Source organism: Flavobacterium franklandianum (genome assembly GCF_007097365.1).
Lineage (GTDB): Bacteria > Bacteroidota > Bacteroidia > Flavobacteriales > Flavobacteriaceae > Flavobacterium > Flavobacterium franklandianum.
Genome location: NZ_VJZR01000007.1, coordinates 134,414 through 153,791 on the forward strand (window position 1 = coordinate 134,414; position 19,378 = coordinate 153,791).

A 19,378-nucleotide genomic window follows, 5' to 3' on the forward strand; every position below is an offset into this window, starting at 1 on the left:
TGCGATACAAGATACTGTCTTTTAGATATATATTTGCATAAGAAATTACTATATACTTTTATATTATGGAAACCACTAATAATAAAAACCTTGCGACCTTTACTCATTTGAGTGCTTTGAGTCAATATTGTATTCCTTTTGGAAATTACATTTTTCCGATTCTGATTTGGAGTTCTAATAAAGACAAATCTGAATTTATTGATTTTAATGGCAAGCAAGTTCTTAATTTTCAATTGAGTATGTTTTTGTATTCTTTGGTTCTTGCCATTATTGCCATTCCTATAATTCTAATTACAGTTTTTAGCAATATCCCATTAGATACAATAATAAATGATGGAGATTTTATGAGACATCACTTAAGTATAGAAAATATAACTGGAATAGCAATTGTAGCAATCGTAGCCATTTTTCTATTTGTAGGTTTGAAAGTCGCCGAATTTTTTCTAATCATTTATGCTTCGGTAAAAGCTTCCAACGGAGAAAGATTTCAGTATCCGCTAACGATACCATTTATTAAATAATCATCAAATCAATCAAAAAATGAACAGTTCAATCCAATCAAAAAATAAAAAAGAGAGTTATGAACATTGAAAACACAAAAGCCCAAATGCGCAAAGGTGTTCTTGAGTTTTGCATCTTGTCAGTCTTAAAAGACAAAGAGGCATACACATCAGAAATATTAGACACTTTGAAAAACGCAAAATTACTGGTTGTGGAGGGAACGGTTTATCCGTTGCTCACCCGATTGAAAAACGACGGATTACTCAATTACCGTTGGGAAGAATCACTATCTGGTCCGCCAAGAAAATATTATGGTTTGACCGAAATTGGACACACTTTTTTAAATGAATTAAATAGCACCTGGACGGAATTGTCGGATGCAGTAAACCTAATCACAACCAAAAAACAATAGTCATGAACAAAACTGTAAACATAAATTTAGGAGGAATGTTCTTCCATATTGACGAAGATGCATACCAAAAATTAACCCGATATTTTGATGCCATAAAACGTTCACTATCAAATTCATCAGGTCAGGACGAAATCATAAAAGACATTGAAATGCGTGTTTCGGAATTATTAACCGAAAAACAAAAAACGGAGAAACACGTTGTAGGCCTCAAGGATGTTGACGAAGTTATTGCCGTAATGGGTCAGCCAGAGGATTATAGAATCGACGAGGAAGGTATTGGTACTACATCAACTAATTATTCTTCGAGTACTTCAACGGCTAGTCGAAAACTATATCGTGACAAAGAGGGTGGAATGATAGGAGGAGTTTTAGCCGGTTTAGGACACTATTTTGGAATCGATAAAGTTTGGTTGCGAATCTTCTTTTTAATTATGTTTTTTGCTTGGGGAACTGGAGTTTTAGCGTATATCATCCTTTGGATCGTAATGCCAGAAGCAGTAACCACAGCCGAAAAATTAGAAATGACTGGCGAACCAGTAACGATTTCAAATATTGAAAAAAAGGTAAGAGAGGAATTTGAGAATGTTTCGGACAAATTCAAAAATGCCAATTATGACGAAATGGGAAATCGCGTAAAAACCGGAGCCGAAAAAATTGGGAGCTCGCTAAGTGATTTTATAATTGCAGTGTTGAGAGTTTTTTCAAAAATTCTAGGTGTGATTTTGATCATTGCAGGACTTTGCATTTTAGCTGCCTTGTTTATTGCTGTATTTACTTTAGGTTCTTCTTCTTTAATTGATGTGCCTTGGCAAGGATTTATTGAAGCTGGGAATTTTACCGATTATCCGGTTTGGACCTTTGGATTAATTATGTTCTTTGCAGTTGGAATTCCATTTTTCTTCCTAGCTTTATTAGGGTTCAAATTATTGTCACCCAACTTAAAATCAATAGGCAATATTGCGAAATCTACTTTATTAGCGATTTGGATTATAGCTGTTTCATTGGCAATCGCCATTGGATTAAAACAAGCATCGGCCTTTGCCATAGACGGAAGAGTTGTGGTTAAAGAAAACTTCAACTTGAAGCCAACGGATACGCTTTTGATAAAATTCAAACACAATGATTATTTTGCCAAGAATATTGATGACAATAGCAATTTTAAAATCACTATAGATTCTACAGGAAATGATGTGATCTATTCGAATAATGTAAGTTTCAAAATTGCGCAAACCGATACCCAATCAGCTTACATTCAAATCGAAAAAGAAGCGAAAGGAAAAAACCTATTCGAAGCCAAACAAAGAGCCGAAAAAATAAAATACAGTTATAAAATTATTGGAAACCAATTGGTTTTTGACAATTATTTATTAACAGATTTAAAAGAAAAATTCCGTGATCAAGACATCGAAATAACTTTATTCTTACCTTTAGGCACTTTATTGAAAATGGACGACTCGGTAGCTCGATATGACCAAACGGATGATGACTATTTTTATTGGCATCCTAATGAAAATGAAATTTTTAAAGTGGAGAGTGATAAAATAAAATGTCAGAATTGTCTAAATGAAGACAACGAAAATATCACTATTGATACTAAACAAGAAACCGATAGCGTTGTTACAACAACAGTAACTGTTAATGGTGAAGTAGTTAAGGTTAAAGAAACGACTACCAAAAAAGGGTTGTCAGTAGATAAAGACGGAGTGATCATTAAAAACAATTAGTTATGATTAAAATTATAACCATAATAACCAAATTTATTGTAGCTGCCTTAATAGCCCTACTTTTTTCCTCTTGCAATCCCTCTTTCAATTTTGGTGATGGTATAAAAGGAAGTGGAAACATAACTAGCGAAATTCGAACAGCCAATGAAGATTTTAAAATTATCGAAGTGGGTCAAGGAATTATAGTAAATGTGGAACAAGCGGACACCAAATCGATAACGGTAGAAGCAGACGATAATTTGCAAGAACACATTATTACCAAAATAGAAAATGGTGTCTTGAAAATTGAATCGGATACCAATTACAATTCAACCGAAACACCGGTTGTGAATGTAAAAATGCCAGTTGTCAATGGTTTGAGAGCTAGCAGCGGATCTGAAATTAATAGCAACAGCACATTAATTTCCAACAATATCAATGCGAAATCCAGTAGCGGAAGCCGGATCAATATTGAGGTCGAAGCCGATGCAATTACGTTAGAAAGCTCCAGCGGAAGTTCTATTGATGCGAGTGGAAAAGCACTGAAATTAGAAACTACTTCGTCAAGCGGAAGTTCCATCGATGCCAAAGATTTAATGGCAAACGAAGTGATTGCACAAACCACAAGTGGCAGCAGCACCTCCGTTTATCCCATTTTGAAGTTAGATGCAAAAGCCTCAAGTGGCGGTTCTATCGATTATTATAAAGTTCCCAAAACAATAGCTAAAGAAGAATCTTCTGGTGGAAGCGTCAGCGAAAATTAAAATTCTCTATTTGCCAAAAATCACAAAAATCATTCATCAAAAGTGAATGATTTTTTTATATTTGTAATATCGTGTTTTTGCTGTAGAAATCACAAGGCATAATTTTTAAACCATATAGATAAAATAGGCTTTCCACTTTTCATAGCTATGAAAACTATGAAAAAGTGAAGCTTCTTTTAAAACCTAAATCTATGTTTCAAAATTTTTAAACTATGTGGTTTAAAACAAATTTTCAAAAAATAATAATTTTCAAACTCTAATTAAAATGAAAAAATATAACGTCTTACTTCTAGTTCTTTTAGTTTCCACATTGGTATTGGCACAAAAGAAAGAAAAGATAAAAGGGTCGAAAATAGTAACGATTGAACAAAAAGAGATTGGTAGTTTTGAAAACATTGAAATAGGTGATAATCTCGAAGTAAATTTAGATAGAGGCGAAAAAAGTGAATTGAAAATTGAAGCTGACGATAATCTTCACGATATTATCACTATTGATTTGACGGCAAAAACACTTCGGGTTTATAGTTCGAAAACGGCTACCAATTACAAAAAACTAATCGTCAGAATCACTTATACCAATGAATTGAAAATGATAACTTCAAAAAATGAAGCCGTTATCAATGCGATTCAGGAGATTCAATTGAATGAAATTGCTTTTAAATCCTTAGATGAATCTAAACTGTATTTGAACGTAAATTCAAAGAGTTTTACTTTGCAGTCGGAGAATGATTCAAAAGTGGAACTCAATTTAAAAGCAGAAATAGCGACTATCGAATTGAGTAAGAATGCCAACTTGAAAGCCTTGATAACGGCAACAGATTTGAAATGTGATATGTATCAAAAAGCAATCGCTAATTTAGAAGGAGAGGTGACCAATGCCAACATTAGATTAGATAATAATGCTAAATATTCAGGAAATAATCTTGCTATTGCAAATGCCCAATTAGCTGCCGAAAGTTATTCGAATTGTAGTATCAATGTGAATACAACTATTAGTATTGATGCTACTGAAAATGCTCAAATTGAGCTGTATGGAGACCAAAAAATAGAAATGTTACGGTTTACTGACAACGCTATTTTAAGTAAAAAACCAACTAAATAAAGATAAAATTAGATTCTTCTACGTTTGTATGAAAATTAAAACATTTAAAATATAAACTCACAATAAATATAAAACCATTAAGAAATTAAGAAAATTAAGTTTAATCTTAATGAACCTAAATTTCTTAATGGTTTAAAAAATACTGAATGTTATTTCTAGAGGAACTTGAGGAGCGTAAAATTTTAATTATTCCTGAGCGGCCAAATATCTTTCAGCATCTAAAGCAGCCATACATCCTGTTCCAGCAGCCGTAATAGCTTGACGATACACATGATCTGCGGCGTCACCAGCTACAAAAACTCCAGCCACATTTGTTTTTGAAGTTCCTGGAACATTCACAATATAACCAGTTTCATCAAGAGTTAGATACTCCTTGAAAATATCGGTGTTGGGTTTGTGACCAATAGCGGCGAAGAAACCAGTAGCTGGAATATCAAAAATGTCGCCTGTGGTTTTGTTTTTGGCTTTCACACCAGTAACTACTTGACCATCTCCTAAAACTTCCACCGTATCGTGGTTCATTAAAATAGTAATATTTTCGGTTTTGCGAACTCGTGCTTCCATAATTTTGGATGCTCGGAACTTTTCACTACGAACAAGCATCGTTACTTTGGAACACATTTTAGACAAATAATGTGCTTCTTCGCAAGCGGAATCTCCCGCTCCAACAATAACTACTTCTTGATTTCTATAGAAAAAACCATCACAAACCGCACAAGCCGAAACGCCACCACCCATTTTGAGATAATGTTGCTCGGATTCTAATCCTAAATATTTTGCTGATGCTCCTGTTGAAATAATTACAGTTTCACAATGCAATTCGATAGTATCGTTAATCCAAACTTTATGAATACCATCACTAAAATCAACTTTGGTTGCCCAACCATCACGAATATCTGCACCAAAACGTTGTGATTGTGCTTGCAATTGAATCATCATTTCTGGACCTGTAACTCCATCGACATACCCAGGGAAATTTTCGACTTCATTAGTCGTTGTTAATTGACCACCGGGTTGCATTCCTTGGTATAAAACGGGGTTCATACTGGCTCTAGCGGCATAAATGGCGGCAGTATATCCTGCAGGTCCAGAACCTATAATTAGGCATTTAATTTTTTCGATAGTAGTAGACATAATAAGTTTTATTTATATTTTTAAACAGCACAAAAATAAGTCATAAATGCTGTATTATGGAAGTTGAATAATCATTTTTTGTTATTCAATAATAAAAAATTTCTTCTTCAAAGCGATTACTATTGGATTATCGAGTTAATTGGATTCTAAAAGGTATAAACAAAAAAAATATCGGAATTTAAAATTCCGATATTTTTAGTTTAAATAATTCAATTTTATACAGATAAATGGAAATTAATCTTTTCCGTGGCCTTTATTTCCGTGACCTTTGTCTCCTCCTTTGTTATCGTGACCCTTGTTGCCATTATTTCCTCGATTGTCGTTTCCTTTATTTCCGTTGTTATCACTTCTATACCCAATCGATTTTTGTGGTTTACCGTATCCTTTATAATATTTTTGTTTGTGATATTTATATTGAGAATAAGGTCTTGTACCGTGATAATCGTTCAACACCACTTTATACCCTCGGTTTAAATCATAATTTCGATATTGGTAAGGCAAATGACCTGATCGTATCCAAGTTCCACCATTTAGATAAATAAATTGAGTGGCTCTTACATCATAATAAGCCTGAACATCTGGGATGTAATAGTAATTTACTGAAGAATATCCTACAGGACCCCAAGAGGGTTGTACTCCTAAATTTACGTTAATCGAAACTTGCGCTTGCATTGCATTGGAGGCAAAAAGGAGCAGAGTTGCTAGAGTAATTATTTTTAAAGTTTTCATAATTGCATGGTTTTTAATTGTTATTAAATTCTATATTGTTGTTCAACACTTTCTTAAAAACCAACAACTATGCCAGTAATCTGAAATTTGTATTTAATAGTTGTTAAGTTGCTATTAAGCAATTGACAATCATTACAATAAAAGAATTAGTAAAAGAATGATAATGATTATTGCTCCAACAGATAGGTAAACCCCACTACTTGATGATTTCAAATTGGCTTTAATTTCTCGAACCTCTTTACGCAGTTCTTTTTTTTCTACTTTAGTCATTGACGATTTGTCCATTGCTTTGATTTCTTCCAGGCGGTTAATCATAATTTTTACTTCAGCTGGAACTTCTTTTGGATTGGCTGTAAGTGCAATTGGATCTTTTTCTTTTGCACTCATTGAGGTTGGGAATATACTTAACGACAACACTGTCATCATTAAATAAAGAGGTAATTTTTTCATATTGTTTTTGTTTTAAAGGTTAAATTTATTAAAGGACAAAGGTGTAAAACATTCAGGCTTTAGATGTTATACTTTTATTGTAAAGATTTATAAAATTCACATATTTATAACCAGTTCCTTTTTGCAATAAAAAAGAGGATAGGAAAATAAATCCCTATCCTCTTTGCTATTAACAAACGTTTAGACTAATTGTTAGTCAATTTATTTGCCATTGTTGAAAATATCAATAATCACTGTACGATTATAGAAACGTTCTTCTGGGTATTTGTTGTTAAAAGGCGATTGATTTGGATCTTCACCGTAAGCACTAACTTCGAATTTAACATCGCTTCTACCTGATTTAGATAAAGCACTTTCAAGAATGGTTCTCACATCATTTGCACGAGCTTGAGACAATTTCAAATTGTGAGCATCGTTACCAATAATATCTGCATGTCCTTGAATAATCACTTTTCCGTTTGCAGGAATTTTTGGAGCTACAACCTCAGTTAAGTATTTTTCATAAATTGTGATGGCTTTTGATGCGTTAAATTCATAAATGATACTGTACCTTAAACCTTCTTCAATTTTGGCTGGTTCCCAAAGTACGATGTGTGAAGTTGTTTCTTTGGTTACCATATTTCCACTTTTAGTTTGTCCTGTCAGGGTTACTTTATAGTCTCCTTGAGTTTTGTCTCCTAAAATAGATTTGCTTGACAAACTCACACTTTCTTGAGTATAAGGTCCAAAAGTTTGTAATTTTCCAGTTTCGTCTACCAATTGTATTGACCAAGCTGAGAAAGCTTCGTTAGCGCCTTTGACATCAAAAACTACATAACTTTCGATTGGTGCTTCTTGCAAAGGCATTGCTGCTGCTGATTTTGCGTCAGAACCACTTTGGAATTCTTGCAATAAAACAGGAGAGCTACTTTCGATTGAAACTCTTCTGTCACCTTCACGCAATAAATCTAATTCCAATGTTCCTCCTGGTTGTGTTGACGGGATATTTGGTTTAGATTGCCCTTTGGTAGTAATTCTGGACCCTTTGATTCCAAATGTATTGACCAAGTAGAATTTAACAGATTCAGCCATAGCTTTACCTTCCTGTGGTCCTTGTTCTGATGAACCAAATAACGTAATGGTAGTTGATGGATTTTTTATCATTCGATCTCCCAGAATATTGATCACATTATAATACACATTCATCTGACGTTCTGAACGACCCGATTGGTTTATAGGAGTTACCATTTCTAATTGATCTTCTCTAAAGTCTTTTACTTCTTCTATTTTAAGTAGTTTATAACGACTTGGAATTTCGGTTGAACCCACATTAAAGAATACATAGTTACGTAATGGAAAAACTTCTCTTACACGTACCTTAGTTGGCTCATTGGCAGGTGCGCTAACCGAAAATTGAACTTCTGGATCTGCAACCACTACTACTTTGTCCTCTGGTACTGTAACTAAACGTCCTTGACCAAATTTAAGCGCAACACCTGCTCTAATAGTGGTGATGTTCAAAGTTTCTATAGATCTTGGATCCTGTCCGAAATAAGGATGAAATGAAGCAAAAGGAGAAAGCACGAATTGTGTTTTGCTCGTTTGTGAAGAAAGAGGGATATCGAATCCAAGTCCGACTTGCATCGAAATAATGGTTTTATTCATATCACTTAAATCTCCTTTGACTTCAGGAGTTGGAGCCTGATTTGGATAAGCTGGGTTGATACCCAATTGGTATGTAAATGATTTATCCATATTGAAAGCCACACGTGGACCAGCAAATAAGAATAAATTTGATTTAAATGGAGCAAAACGTAAACTTGGTTCTACCGTAATGTAACTAATGTTCGTTTTTAAATCTGTAGGACAGTTACAGGAAGAATCTACTTGGTCAAACGTAGCTTTACGATTGTCATAACCCGCTTGGAACATAAAACCCCATCTTGTTTCGGGACGGTAATATTCGATAAGAGGTGCTACAAATAGTCCAATTCCTTTTCCCTCGTGAAAAACTACAGGAGGAGTAAAATCAGAAGTCAACTGATGCGTTGAGCCTTCATAGAAATTAAAATTGGCTCCACCTGCTACACCAAACCACCAAGATGGTTTTGTATATTGTACTTCTTGTGCCTGAGCTGGTGTTTGAATATTGAACCAAACCAAAGCAATTAGTAAAATACTTTTGAGGGTTAGGTTAGGGAACCATGTCTGACATGAATTCTCATTAAAATTATTTTTAGCTTTCATTTTTATTTTTTTATAGGTTAATAATTCCCGCCCGGAGACGGGATTCATTTTATTTGAATATTATTTATTTTTAACTCTTAGTTGGGTACGTTAATTACTGTATTTACCATAGTAACCGAAGAAACTAGTGAAATGGCTCTACCATTTAAAGTAGTCACACTGGCATTGGTACTATTGGCTGGAGAAGACAAAGTCACACCCGAGTTTGCAATGATATTTCCTGACATCACTCCACCACCAGCATAATTAATAACTGCTGCGCTACCTACATACCAATACACATTTTTAGCTAAAGCACCGCCAATCAATTTGACATTACTTGGAGCTGAATCACCAACTGTTAAAGCAGAAGCACATTGGAAAACGAATATTGCATTCGGATTACCTTGAGCATCTAATGTAAGATCGCCGTTTGTTATATCGAAAGTACCGCTAGCTGATTTATAGATACCAGGAGCTAAAGTTAATCCTCCAAGTTCTCCTGCACCTGGATCAAGACCACCTGGCATTGAAGCTGGTGATATGCTTATATAAGCATCTCTTGCAGCATTTAATCCCGCTAAAGCAGTAGCCGCTTTGGTCGCATTTCCTGGGGCTGGAGCAGCTGCGAATATTTCTTTCATTACAAGTCCTTCATTCAATGGAGTTACGGTATAAACATCACCTGTTAAAACTTCTTTGAAACCGGTCACCAAAGTTGCAGCAGCCGTTGTTCCAATATTTCCATTCACAACAGTAAATAATCCTTGATTGGTTATTCCCGCATTTCCCCCGAAAACTCCAAAGAACAAATTGCTTGTTGCTACTGGTGGTGGCGTTACAATTACAGGAATTACAGTTGTAAAGTTCCAAACATAATTATTGGTCATTGGGATTCCAGCACTATTTTGAGCACCCGAAGTTATGGTTACAGTATAGGTTTTATCTCCTAATAAAGGAGTACTAGGCGTAAACGATACTGTTGATCCTGAATATGAAATAGCGCCTAATATAGTTGTTGCTCCTTGTTTAACGGTAAATGTTGTCGCACTTAAAGTTAATGGATTCATTGGCATATTAAAAGTAGCTCTAATAACTTTATTAAGTGCGACTCCGGTAGCATTGTTTGCTGGGTCGGTTGATATTACAATGGGTCTTAAACCTGTAGTAAATATCCAAACATAATCGCTGGCTAATTCAGTTCCGATAGTGTTTTCGGCACCTTTTGTAATTGTGCAAGTATACATTTTATTTTCGTCCAATGGAGTAGTAGGAGTGAAGGAAACCATTGTTCCAGTATAAGAAATAGTTCCTGCTATTACAGTAGTTCCTTGCTTAACCGTAAATGTTGAAGTATTCAGAGTCGCTGGATTCATAGACATATTAAAAGTTGCTGTAATGATTTTATTAGGACTAACGTCAATAGCAGCATTTGCAGGATCTGTTGAAACTACAAGAGGATTCAGACCTGTTGTAAATGTCCAAATATAATCTGTTTGCAATGCGTTGCCTGCTACATCTTTGACTGAAGTTGTAACTCTACCCGTATACAGCGTATTTGTGGTAAGACGGTTTGTAGGTGTAAATGTTGCTGTGAGACCTGAATAAGAAACTGTTCCTGGTATAACAACATCTCCTGCAGTAATAATAATAGAGGATAGGTTGATGGTTTCAGGATTCATCTCTTCGTTGAAATTGACCAAAACTATTTGATTAAGTGGTACTCCAAAAGCACCATTAGTAGGCGCCGTAGAGGATACAACTGGACATACGCCAACGACTTCATTGAAATCGTCAGTTGCACAGCCTGAAATTAAAGCAATAAATAGTATTGCAAAGGTCGAAAGTAATTTTTTTGTTTTCATTTTTTTCGGGATTTACTTATTTTATTATAGGTTAAATTTTATGCAACAAAGGTGATTCAGTTATTGCTTCTAAGAATTACACAATTTTATCTAATTATTACATTATTCACATATTTTTCTATTGTTTAAATGAAATCAATTGTAAAAAGCCTTATTTTTAATAAAAAATTGCATTCTTGCTATTTTATTTTGTTTATTCATAAAACAAAAAAATCGAGGCTTATGGGCCTCGATTTCTTTTAAAGAACTAAAATAGTTTCAATTATTCAGAACTTTTATTTTTTATAATAGTGTGGTTATTTTCCTTTTTTGTTATTGCCTTTTCTCCCTAATTTGCAAATAAATGTTGTCAATTCTCTTGTAAAAGCATCCAGAGTGAGAGCCGATTCTTTGATACTAGCTATTGCTTTTTTTAAATCGTCTGGTGAATTTATAGATTGATCCAAAATATTTGAAAAACCAATAATATTTGCAATAGGCTGTCTTACTCTATGTGAAGTCATAAACATCATTTCTTCTAGACCTCTAACATATTCTTTTTGATTTTCTTCGGCAATTTTAAGGTCTCTATTTAGAATCTTGAGTTCAGCCTTCCTAATTTCTCTTTCCTGAGACTTAAAAATTAGTTTTTTGTTGGCAACAATAAGTTCTGATGAACGTATGTCTTTTTCCAATTTTTGAAAAGCAAGTTCCTTATTTGCAATAATTAACTCTACTGCCCTTTTCTCTTTCTCTTCGTTTTGAAAGACAAGCTCATGGTTAGCAATGGCTAATTCCGAGGCTCTTTTTTCTTTCTCTTCATTTTGATACGCCAATTCAATGTTTGCAATGACTAATTCGGAAGCACGTTTTTCCTTTTCTTCGTATTGAAAAGCGAGATTTTTGTTTGCTAAAATCAATTCCGCCGTAAGAATTCCTCTTTCTTTGTATTGCAAGCCGAGTTCATTGTTTACTAATATTAAATCTTTTGAGTTTATTTCAATTTCCTCGTTTTTGCTTACAGATTTCTTGTTAGCTAAGATTAATTTTCTGGCGAGTTTAGTTTCCATCAAAGCGATGGATTCTTTCAAAATATCTTGTTCTTTAGTAGGTTTCATTAAAACTCCTATTTAATATATTTGTTAAAATAAACCCTTGAGATAAATTGTAATTTTTTTGAAACGAAAATAATGCAACAATAATTGAAACTGCCTTTAGAGTCTGACAAAGGTGAAAAACAACGACTATTATTCCTAGCATGTTTCGCTTTAGCACTATTAAAGTTGTCTTATTACAATCATCTACTTTCATATTGCCTTTTTCAAATCTTGTTGCACCATTATTTATAATCCTTTTTTTAAATAATAGATTATTTCACTTGATTTTTTGAAACCAATCCTTTGGCATCTTGCAAAAGGTTTTCATATTTGTCGGTTACATCTTCGTATAATTCTTCAAATTTTCCTTTCATATCATCTGCAAAACCTTTGCTTTTGTCCACGATTTTTTTTCTTGTTTTAGATCCTTTATCGGGTGCAAACAAAATTCCTGCCAATGCACCAGCGGCCAAGCCACCTAAAACTCCTAATAATACTTTACTTGAATTCATAATTTCTATTTTTTTCTATTTAATTTTTTTATAAACTTTTTCCTTGAATTAGTCGCAATAATACTGCAACGATGGCTATAACAAGAAGTATGTGAATGATTGATCCAGCGCTATAGGCAAAGAATCCAATGGCCCAAAAAATAACTAAAATCACTGCGATTGTGTAGAGTAAATTGCTCATAATTGTTGTTTTTTAAATTTATAAATGGAATAAATAAGTTCTCGTATTAAAACTTTTTTTTCTACGGAAACCCTTTTTTGGTTTCTAATTGATTACCATACAAAGTTGCAATAAATAGAATTTCAAACTGTTATATAACTTTTTGGATTAGTTACAACATTCACACATTTTGGGATGCTGCATTTGAATCTAATGAAAAAGGCGAAAATTAACTCGCCCTCTTACTATTTTTTATTATCAACTGTTAAATCTTTCAAGGCCTGACCTATTTCATCGGTATCGTGTTTGAATTCTCTTTTAAAGGATTGCCAATCACTACTTACATCGTTTTTATAAGTATCCATTTTCATTTTAAGATCTTTGTTTTTTTGTTCTAAAACAGCAATATTTTCTTGATACTTTGAATCGATATCCTTTCCTGTTTTTTTAATTTTGAGCTTCAATCCAGCAATTCGTAAATCATTTATTCTAACTATAGAATCTCCTGAGTTTTTAAATGCTTTCCATTCTTTGTCCGTTGCTGCCTGTTTGGCTACTCTAAGACTGTCTTTTGCATCTTGAACATTATCTCTGGCAATTTCTACTTTCTCCTGAGATTCTTTTTCTTCGTTTGTACCAGGTTTGCAACTCAATATCATTGTTCCTGAAATACCGGTAATAATTGCTAGAGTAAAAATTGACTTTTTCATTTTTATTGTTTTTTAGATTTAAAAAGAGTATAAAAAAAATTGATGATTATCATTCAATAATCATCAATTTTTATGTTTTTGTAGCTGGTAGATTAAAATCTATAACGAACTCCTAAAGCTACATCAGATCCATAATGATCATCTATGTAAGAGCCTGAATTCAAATAGAATTCAGGACGAATATCTAATGAAACCTGTAATGGAAAATCAAAATTATATTCAATTCCTAAGTCACCAGCAACAAAAGCAAAAGCTCCGTTATCATTTATTCCGCCATTATCATTGTATCTCCAAGTACCTGCTCCACCACCTATACCAGCGTACCAGTTTAAACCACCATCAAGATTCCATACCCATTGATAGATACCGGCAATTTTTATATTGTCTTCATATTTATCGTTTCTCCATCCTAAATCCAACTCTAATCTGTTTTTAGCAGAAAGTTTAGTTTGATATGAAATTTCTGTGCCAAAACCATTATTACTACCCAATCTCAAACCGATGGCATTTTTTGAAATATCTTGTGCTTGTACTCCAATTGCTAAACCAAATAACATTGCAGCTAATAAAATATTTTTTTTCATAATTCTTGTTTTTATATTAAAGTTCACTAATAATTTTGAATAATTCTTCTTTAGTTTTACCCAATTTTGTTTGTATTCTTCCTAGCATTTCTTCTTTTTTACCTTTTAAAAATAGCAAATCATTATCTGTTAAGGCAGCAAATTTTTGTTTTAATTTGCCTTTTTGCTCCTCCCAGTTTCCTGTTAGTTCTGTAGTATTCATCTTTTTTAATTTATCTGTGAACGTATTTTCACAACGCTACAAAGTTGGTTGTCTTACAGCTCAAAATTGTTACATAACTTTACTAAAAAGTTATATCATTCACAGATTTGCAAAAAATTAATTTGAGTTTATATTAGAAAAACAGCTCTATTTGTTAGTGAAAATTATAATTTAAAAGACATTATGGGTTTGAATTTTCTTCTTCGATTTTATCCTCAATTTCTTTGACCTGTTCCACCAGATCGGCATATTCTCGTGACAATTCTGTTATTTCTTTTTCTGTTTTTTCTTCGGCATTAATAACTGAATTTTTCGCTGGTTTGTGTGAGGAAACCAATTCATTAATTTTTAAATGCAAAGAGGCCGAAAACTTATTGAATGATTTTTGAATGATAAACAAACTTAAAAAGGTAGTGCCAAAAATGATGTCTCCAATGATTTGATGAACATCTCTTGTAGTAAATATATTGTTGACCCACCAGAATAATACCAAACAAAAAGCCACTATAAAGGTAATGGAGTTACCCAAAATAGCCGTAGCCAATGAAACCAATCTTTCAAAAGTTTTTTCAGTGAAACCGTAAGCGATTGCTATTTTTTTCACACCAATTTTGTTATTTTCTTTTGATTATCGATATAATCTTTTAATAATATATTCAATGAATCATAATAATCTTGTAATACTTTACAATTTATTTTTGGGTTTTCTATATTCGGTATTGTAACAGGCATCTCTAGAATATAAATTGATAATTCAGGAAATTGAATTCTTATTTTCATTGTAATTTTGAGAATTGCCGCATAAAGTTCTTTTTCGGTTTTCATAATCAAAAGAGTTTGAATTACAGTATTGAAGTCTAAATTTTTATAAAAGATGTATAATCAAATAGATTATCTTCTTGCGCTTTTACAGAACACCCACAGGCTCTATTGTAAAATTCTTGTTCCAATCGAATGGCAACCTCATAAATAGACATGGCTTTTTTCTGACTACATTTTGCATTACTATTGTTACTATCAATTGAATCTTGATTTTCTGCTAAAGCTTTTTGTGTTTGAGTTGCTTTAAATAAGTTTGAAATAGCTGTCATTTTATAATTTTGTTTTGTCGAAAATGAGTTTTCCCGACTTTACAAAGATGAACAGCTATCTTACTGCAAATGTTATATAACTTTTGCAATAAGTTACAATATTTACATATTTTAAAATCAATTTATATAGTTGATAATGCCTTAATTCTTATTGCTAGAACCCTTAACGACGAGAAAACCTCCAATTGCAATTATGATTACTCCAACAATAGGAGCCCACTGAACAGGATGATTTTGTTCTTTGTTTATCTGAATCGGACCTATATCAACTACTTTTTCGGTCGAGACATAATTGAAACCCGTGTAGATGGTCATAACAATTCCAATTATAATCAATGCTATTCCAATACTTTTTGTTTTCATTTTTTCTCTATTTTTATAACATTAGATTCCTGTTGTTTTTCTAAATCTTCTTGTTTTTGTATGTCTTTTTCTAAATCTTCATCTTCTTTATTTTCCTCTTTATTCTCTTGGGCTTTTTTCTTTTTATTGAAATAACCTCTTAACAAAAAATTATGTTTTGCCGCTTCCATGATTTCGTTCAGCTGTTTCGATCCTGCCTCCAGATTAGACATTGTCGAATCTACTTTTGTACCCAATCGTTCATCGCTAACTACTTTTGAAAGAAGCCCTTTTCCGTTGTTCATACTTGTTGTAAATCTGGAAAATTCCTTGGTACTGATCTCCAAATTGACAAGTGTTTTTTCCAAGCTATTGGCAAATTCCTTGTCACTCATCAATTTTGATAAAGTGCCGTCACCGTTATTCATATTATAAGTAAATTGAGCCAATTGAGCGGTAATAATTCCTGCATTGTCCACACTGGTTTTTACACTTTTCATCAAATCTTCTATTTCAATTGCACTTTTCGATTTGATAAAGTCGTTGTCCTTCACGGTTTCATTAGATGTTGTTCCTGGTGAAATAGTCATCACTTTGTCACCCATTAATCCATCGGAACCAATACTGGCCATTGCATCTTTTTTAATGTATTTCTGAACGTCTTCTTCCATCAATAAAACTACCAAAACAGTAGAGTCGTTTAGAATTTCGATTTCACTAATAGTTCCTATATTTATCCCTGAAAAACGAACGTTGTTTCCCACTTTTAAACCACTTACGGTTTTAAATTTGGATTTCAAATGAAAGGTATCTCCAAACAAATTTTGCTGTTTCCCAACAAAATAAATAGTGATGATGAAAAGGAGTATTCCAATAATTACAAACATTCCCAATTTCCAATTCGATTCAGTATTTTTATTCATAATTTTAATTATTTTTTGTTAAATAAAAAAGGAATGCACCCATTCGTCCTTACTTTTTTCTAATTCTACATAAGTACCTTCGGCATTTATTTGCCCTTCTTTCAGGATCAAAATTCGGTTGCCAGTCATTTTGGCGCAAGCCATATCATGGGTAATGATGATGGAGCTTGTTTTGTATTTTTTTTGCACAGACAGTATCAATTCGCTGATTTCCCTGGAGGTAATAGTGTCTAAACCTGAAGTAGGTTCGTCATACAAAATAATCTTAGGCTTGATGATTATGGCTCGTGCCAATGCGATTCTTTTTTTCATTCCGCCCGATAATTCCGCCGGCATTTTGTCAATGGCTTCCGCTAATCCCACGCTTTCCAAGGCTTCTATAATTTTAATTTCGATTTCCTCTTCTGCTAAATTTTGAGTGTGATGTTTCAAAGTAAACGTCAGATTTTGACGAACAGACATTGAATCATATAAAGCGCCATTTTGAAACATAAAACCTATGCTCATCCTGATATAGTTGAGATCATCATTATTTAAAGTAGTAACTTCTTCGTCAAAAATTTGAATTTTTCCTTTGTCGGCTTGGACTAATCCCACCAAACATTTTATGGTTACTGATTTGCCAGATCCAGAACGTCCCAGAATAACCAAATTTTCTCCATCGTTTACCGTGAGATTTATTCCTTTTAAAACTTCATTTTTGCCAAATGATTTATACAAATTGCTAATGGCTATAATAGGTTTTGCTTTCATAGTCTTAGAAAAATAAATCGGTTAACTGAACGGCCATCATATCGATAATAAATACAGAAAGTGAAGCTGCAACAACTGCTTCGTTTGCCGCAATTCCTACACTTGCTGTTCCGTTTGAAGCATTAAAGCCTTTGTAAGAGCCTATTAATCCTATAAAAAAACCAAAGAAAAAGGTTTTGATAACAGCAGGAAAAAAATCTAAAAATTCAAGATGTTCCAACACATCCGAGAAATAACGGAACAAAGTCATACTGCCGTGAATGTTGTAGCCTACATAACCTCCGTAAATACCAATAAAATCGGCATAAATTACCAAAAGAGGCACCATAAGTGTAGTGGCTAAAATTCGGGTGACTACTAAATATTTATAAGGATTTATGGCCGAAACTTCCATCGCATCGATTTGCTCGGTTACTTTCATCGAACCCAATTCGGCTCCAATTCCTGAAGCAATTTTTCCGGCACAAATTAGAGCTGTAACCACCGGAGCAATTTCCCTAATTAAGGACAACGAAACCATACTGGGCAACCAAGATTCGGCTCCAAATTTTAACAAAGTTGGACGAGATTGAATGGTCAAAACCAACCCCATAATAAATCCTGTTATACTTATTAAAGGCAATGTTTTGTATCCAACGACAAAACACTGCCGGATAAATTCTCTGAATTGAAATGGGGGTTTGAAAAGTTCTTTAAAAAATCTCAAGGTAAATTGGGTTACATTACCCGCATCATTAAATATATTTTTTAGATATAGAGTCAAAATAGTACATATTTATATTACACTAAATAGTTTCAGTTTTTAAGAAGTAAAGATGAGTGATTAGCCAACAATAAATGTTATAAAACTTTGGAGATAAGTTACATTATTTACTGTTTTTAGATACCAAAACGAATCAAGAGTAGAGCGAAACAGTTCTTTTTCTGCACCAAATCTCAAAGGTTTTTAAAACAGTTTGGCGTTACAACCGAAGGTTTTGGTATCAAGCCAATCAATTTATGACCTGCAAGCGTACCGAGAAGCACAAACAGCGGATTAAACGACTAAATTTTTACTACATTTGCTCAAAAAGCTTAAATAAAACAATGCTCTACACAATTCAAATCATTGCTTTAATACAAGGAATTTTTGTTCTTTTTATCTTGTTTACAAATCGGAAAGATTACAAAAAAACTACTTTCTGGTTGCTTTTTGGAACTTTAATCTCTGTTTTGCTTTATATATTGGGTGATGACAAAAACAATCTGTTTGTTGAAAATACAGATTGGTTTCTTTTTGATAACACATTATTTGTGACCTTTCTTTTTTTGTTTTTCAAGTATTACAAAAGCGAAAGAGAAAAATTTATAAAATCCAACTATCTATTTTTTCTTCCCAACATTTTTTATTTAATTACGGAAGTACTTGAAATAATAGTACCTAAAGAAAACTTGAATATTGAAATTCTGGAAGTGCTTTTGGAATTAACTTTTGCGATTTATCTAGTCTTAATTTTACATTCCGTTTTTACAGATAAAAGAAGAATTTGGATCACTTATTTTGTTATTCCAATTGTTATTTTATTTGTGTTTTCTTGTATAAATGATATTCTTAAAATAATTGGATTAAAAGAATTGTCTTTTTTTAGCAATCAAAATTTTAATTCCTATCTTTTGTTAATTGTCGCATTTTTATTCTATTTTATTTCTTTTAAATTATTAAGTAACGGGGGAGATATTTTGCCAAAAAACGAAATAAGCAAATACAAAAATTCAAATCTGAACACAAAACGTATTGAACAATATAAGACTGATTTAATTAATTCGATGGAAATGGACAGATTATACTTAAATGGAAAATTATCCATTCAAGATGTTTCAGACCAACTCAATATTCCAAAACAGTATATTTCAGAAGTTTTAAATGAGCATATGAAGACCAATTTTCAAGACTTTATCAATAAATACAGAGTCGAAGAATTTATAAAACGCTTAAAAAAAGACCAAAATAATCAATTTACACTTTTAGGAATTGCCACGGAGGTAGGTTTCAATTCTAAATCTTCTTTTTATGCTATATTTAAGAAAATCAAAGGTATAACACCTACTCAATTTAAAAAAGAACTTGCATAAAAGAACTAATTTGTACAAATAAATTATTATGCACTTGTCTTTTTTTAT

24 protein-coding genes are annotated in these 19,378 nt (G+C 32.8%); 6 read left to right on the plus strand and 18 right to left on the minus strand.

Features of this window, described 5'->3' with window-relative positions; all coding sequences use genetic code 11:
• Positions 1-65: 65 nt before the first annotated feature.
• The 5 genes from FNW17_RS09850 (at position 66) to FNW17_RS09870 (ending at position 4,482) form a co-directional block, all read left to right on the plus strand.
• Complete coding sequence (locus FNW17_RS09850) at positions 66-521, plus strand: DUF4870 domain-containing protein (RefSeq protein WP_144071533.1); 456 nt, start codon at positions 66-68, stop codon at positions 519-521.
• Between the two features lie 59 nt (positions 522-580).
• A complete protein-coding gene (locus FNW17_RS09855; RefSeq protein WP_143391490.1) occupies positions 581-913 on the plus strand; it encodes a PadR family transcriptional regulator in 333 nt (110 codons plus the stop codon).
• 2 nt (positions 914-915) lie between these two features.
• Positions 916-2,637: a PspC domain-containing protein gene (locus tag FNW17_RS09860; RefSeq protein ID WP_143391491.1), complete on the plus strand. Its 1,722-nt coding sequence runs from the start codon at positions 916-918 to the stop codon at positions 2,635-2,637.
• A gap of 2 nt (positions 2,638-2,639) precedes the next feature.
• Entirely contained in the window at positions 2,640-3,380 is a 741-nt protein-coding gene (locus FNW17_RS09865) for a head GIN domain-containing protein (RefSeq protein WP_143391492.1), read from the plus strand.
• A 265-nt stretch (positions 3,381-3,645) separates the two neighbouring features.
• Complete coding sequence (locus FNW17_RS09870; RefSeq protein WP_144071534.1) at positions 3,646-4,482, plus strand: GIN domain-containing protein; 837 nt, start codon at positions 3,646-3,648, stop codon at positions 4,480-4,482.
• 186 nt (positions 4,483-4,668) lie between these two features.
• On the opposite strand, the gene trxB is transcribed toward FNW17_RS09870, so the two are convergent.
• The 18 genes from trxB to FNW17_RS09960 all read right to left on the minus strand — a co-directional run bounded on the left by trxB (position 4,669) and on the right by FNW17_RS09960 (position 17,981).
• Positions 4,669-5,616 (minus strand): thioredoxin-disulfide reductase, encoded by a 948-nt coding sequence (gene trxB / locus FNW17_RS09875; protein ID WP_143391494.1) that lies wholly within the window; start codon positions 5,614-5,616, stop codon positions 4,669-4,671.
• Positions 5,617-5,850: 234 nt separating this feature from the next.
• Entirely contained in the window at positions 5,851-6,345 is a 495-nt protein-coding gene (locus tag FNW17_RS09880; protein ID WP_143391495.1) for a hypothetical protein, read from the minus strand.
• A 132-nt stretch (positions 6,346-6,477) separates the two neighbouring features.
• Positions 6,478-6,795 (minus strand): hypothetical protein, encoded by a 318-nt coding sequence (locus FNW17_RS09885; RefSeq protein ID WP_143391496.1) that lies wholly within the window; start codon positions 6,793-6,795, stop codon positions 6,478-6,480.
• A 201-nt stretch (positions 6,796-6,996) separates the two neighbouring features.
• Positions 6,997-9,021, minus strand: coding sequence for an OmpA family protein (locus FNW17_RS09890; RefSeq protein ID WP_144071535.1), 2,025 nt, complete (start codon positions 9,019-9,021; stop codon positions 6,997-6,999).
• A gap of 77 nt (positions 9,022-9,098) precedes the next feature.
• Entirely contained in the window at positions 9,099-10,865 is a 1,767-nt protein-coding gene (locus tag FNW17_RS09895; RefSeq protein ID WP_144071536.1) for an Ig-like domain-containing protein, read from the minus strand.
• Between the two features lie 296 nt (positions 10,866-11,161).
• Entirely contained in the window at positions 11,162-11,962 is an 801-nt protein-coding gene (locus FNW17_RS09900) for an ATP-binding protein (RefSeq protein WP_143391499.1), read from the minus strand.
• A 251-nt stretch (positions 11,963-12,213) separates the two neighbouring features.
• Positions 12,214-12,453, minus strand: a complete 240-nt coding sequence (locus FNW17_RS09905) for a YtxH domain-containing protein (protein WP_126563146.1) — start codon at positions 12,451-12,453, stop codon at positions 12,214-12,216.
• Between the two features lie 28 nt (positions 12,454-12,481).
• Positions 12,482-12,634, minus strand: a complete 153-nt coding sequence (locus FNW17_RS09910) for a lmo0937 family membrane protein (protein ID WP_126563147.1) — start codon at positions 12,632-12,634, stop codon at positions 12,482-12,484.
• Positions 12,635-12,858: 224 nt separating this feature from the next.
• Positions 12,859-13,323: a sll1863 family stress response protein gene (locus tag FNW17_RS09915; RefSeq protein WP_144071537.1), complete on the minus strand. Its 465-nt coding sequence runs from the start codon at positions 13,321-13,323 to the stop codon at positions 12,859-12,861.
• A 92-nt stretch (positions 13,324-13,415) separates the two neighbouring features.
• Complete coding sequence (locus FNW17_RS09920) at positions 13,416-13,907, minus strand: hypothetical protein (protein ID WP_143392070.1); 492 nt, start codon at positions 13,905-13,907, stop codon at positions 13,416-13,418.
• 16 nt (positions 13,908-13,923) lie between these two features.
• Positions 13,924-14,109 carry a CsbD family protein gene (locus FNW17_RS09925; protein ID WP_143392069.1) on the minus strand — a complete coding sequence of 62 codons (186 nt, stop codon included), beginning with the start codon at positions 14,107-14,109 and terminating at the stop codon, positions 13,924-13,926.
• 181 nt (positions 14,110-14,290) lie between these two features.
• Positions 14,291-14,713 (minus strand): low affinity iron permease family protein, encoded by a 423-nt coding sequence (locus FNW17_RS09930; protein ID WP_185964863.1) that lies wholly within the window; start codon positions 14,711-14,713, stop codon positions 14,291-14,293.
• Positions 14,710-14,934: a hypothetical protein gene (locus FNW17_RS09935; protein WP_143392067.1), complete on the minus strand. Its 225-nt coding sequence runs from the start codon at positions 14,932-14,934 to the stop codon at positions 14,710-14,712. Before FNW17_RS09935 ends, FNW17_RS09930 begins: the two co-directional genes overlap by 4 nt.
• A gap of 32 nt (positions 14,935-14,966) precedes the next feature.
• Positions 14,967-15,200: a hypothetical protein gene (locus FNW17_RS09940; protein WP_144071538.1), complete on the minus strand. Its 234-nt coding sequence runs from the start codon at positions 15,198-15,200 to the stop codon at positions 14,967-14,969.
• A gap of 141 nt (positions 15,201-15,341) precedes the next feature.
• Positions 15,342-15,563: a hypothetical protein gene (locus FNW17_RS09945; protein WP_144071539.1), complete on the minus strand. Its 222-nt coding sequence runs from the start codon at positions 15,561-15,563 to the stop codon at positions 15,342-15,344.
• Complete coding sequence (locus tag FNW17_RS09950; RefSeq protein WP_144071540.1) at positions 15,560-16,465, minus strand: MlaD family protein; 906 nt, start codon at positions 16,463-16,465, stop codon at positions 15,560-15,562. Before FNW17_RS09950 ends, FNW17_RS09945 begins: the two co-directional genes overlap by 4 nt.
• A gap of 18 nt (positions 16,466-16,483) precedes the next feature.
• Entirely contained in the window at positions 16,484-17,218 is a 735-nt protein-coding gene (locus FNW17_RS09955; RefSeq protein WP_144071541.1) for an ABC transporter ATP-binding protein, read from the minus strand.
• 4 nt (positions 17,219-17,222) lie between these two features.
• The gene (locus FNW17_RS09960) at positions 17,223-17,981 is read right to left on the minus strand and encodes an MlaE family ABC transporter permease (RefSeq protein WP_143392062.1); all 759 of its coding nucleotides are present in this window, start codon (positions 17,979-17,981) and stop codon (positions 17,223-17,225) included.
• Between the two features lie 323 nt (positions 17,982-18,304).
• Here FNW17_RS09960 and FNW17_RS09965 point away from each other — a divergent pair, with 323 nt between their 5' ends.
• Positions 18,305-19,330 carry a helix-turn-helix domain-containing protein gene (locus tag FNW17_RS09965; RefSeq protein WP_144071542.1) on the plus strand — a complete coding sequence of 342 codons (1,026 nt, stop codon included), beginning with the start codon at positions 18,305-18,307 and terminating at the stop codon, positions 19,328-19,330.
• Positions 19,331-19,378: the final 48 nt, after the last annotated feature.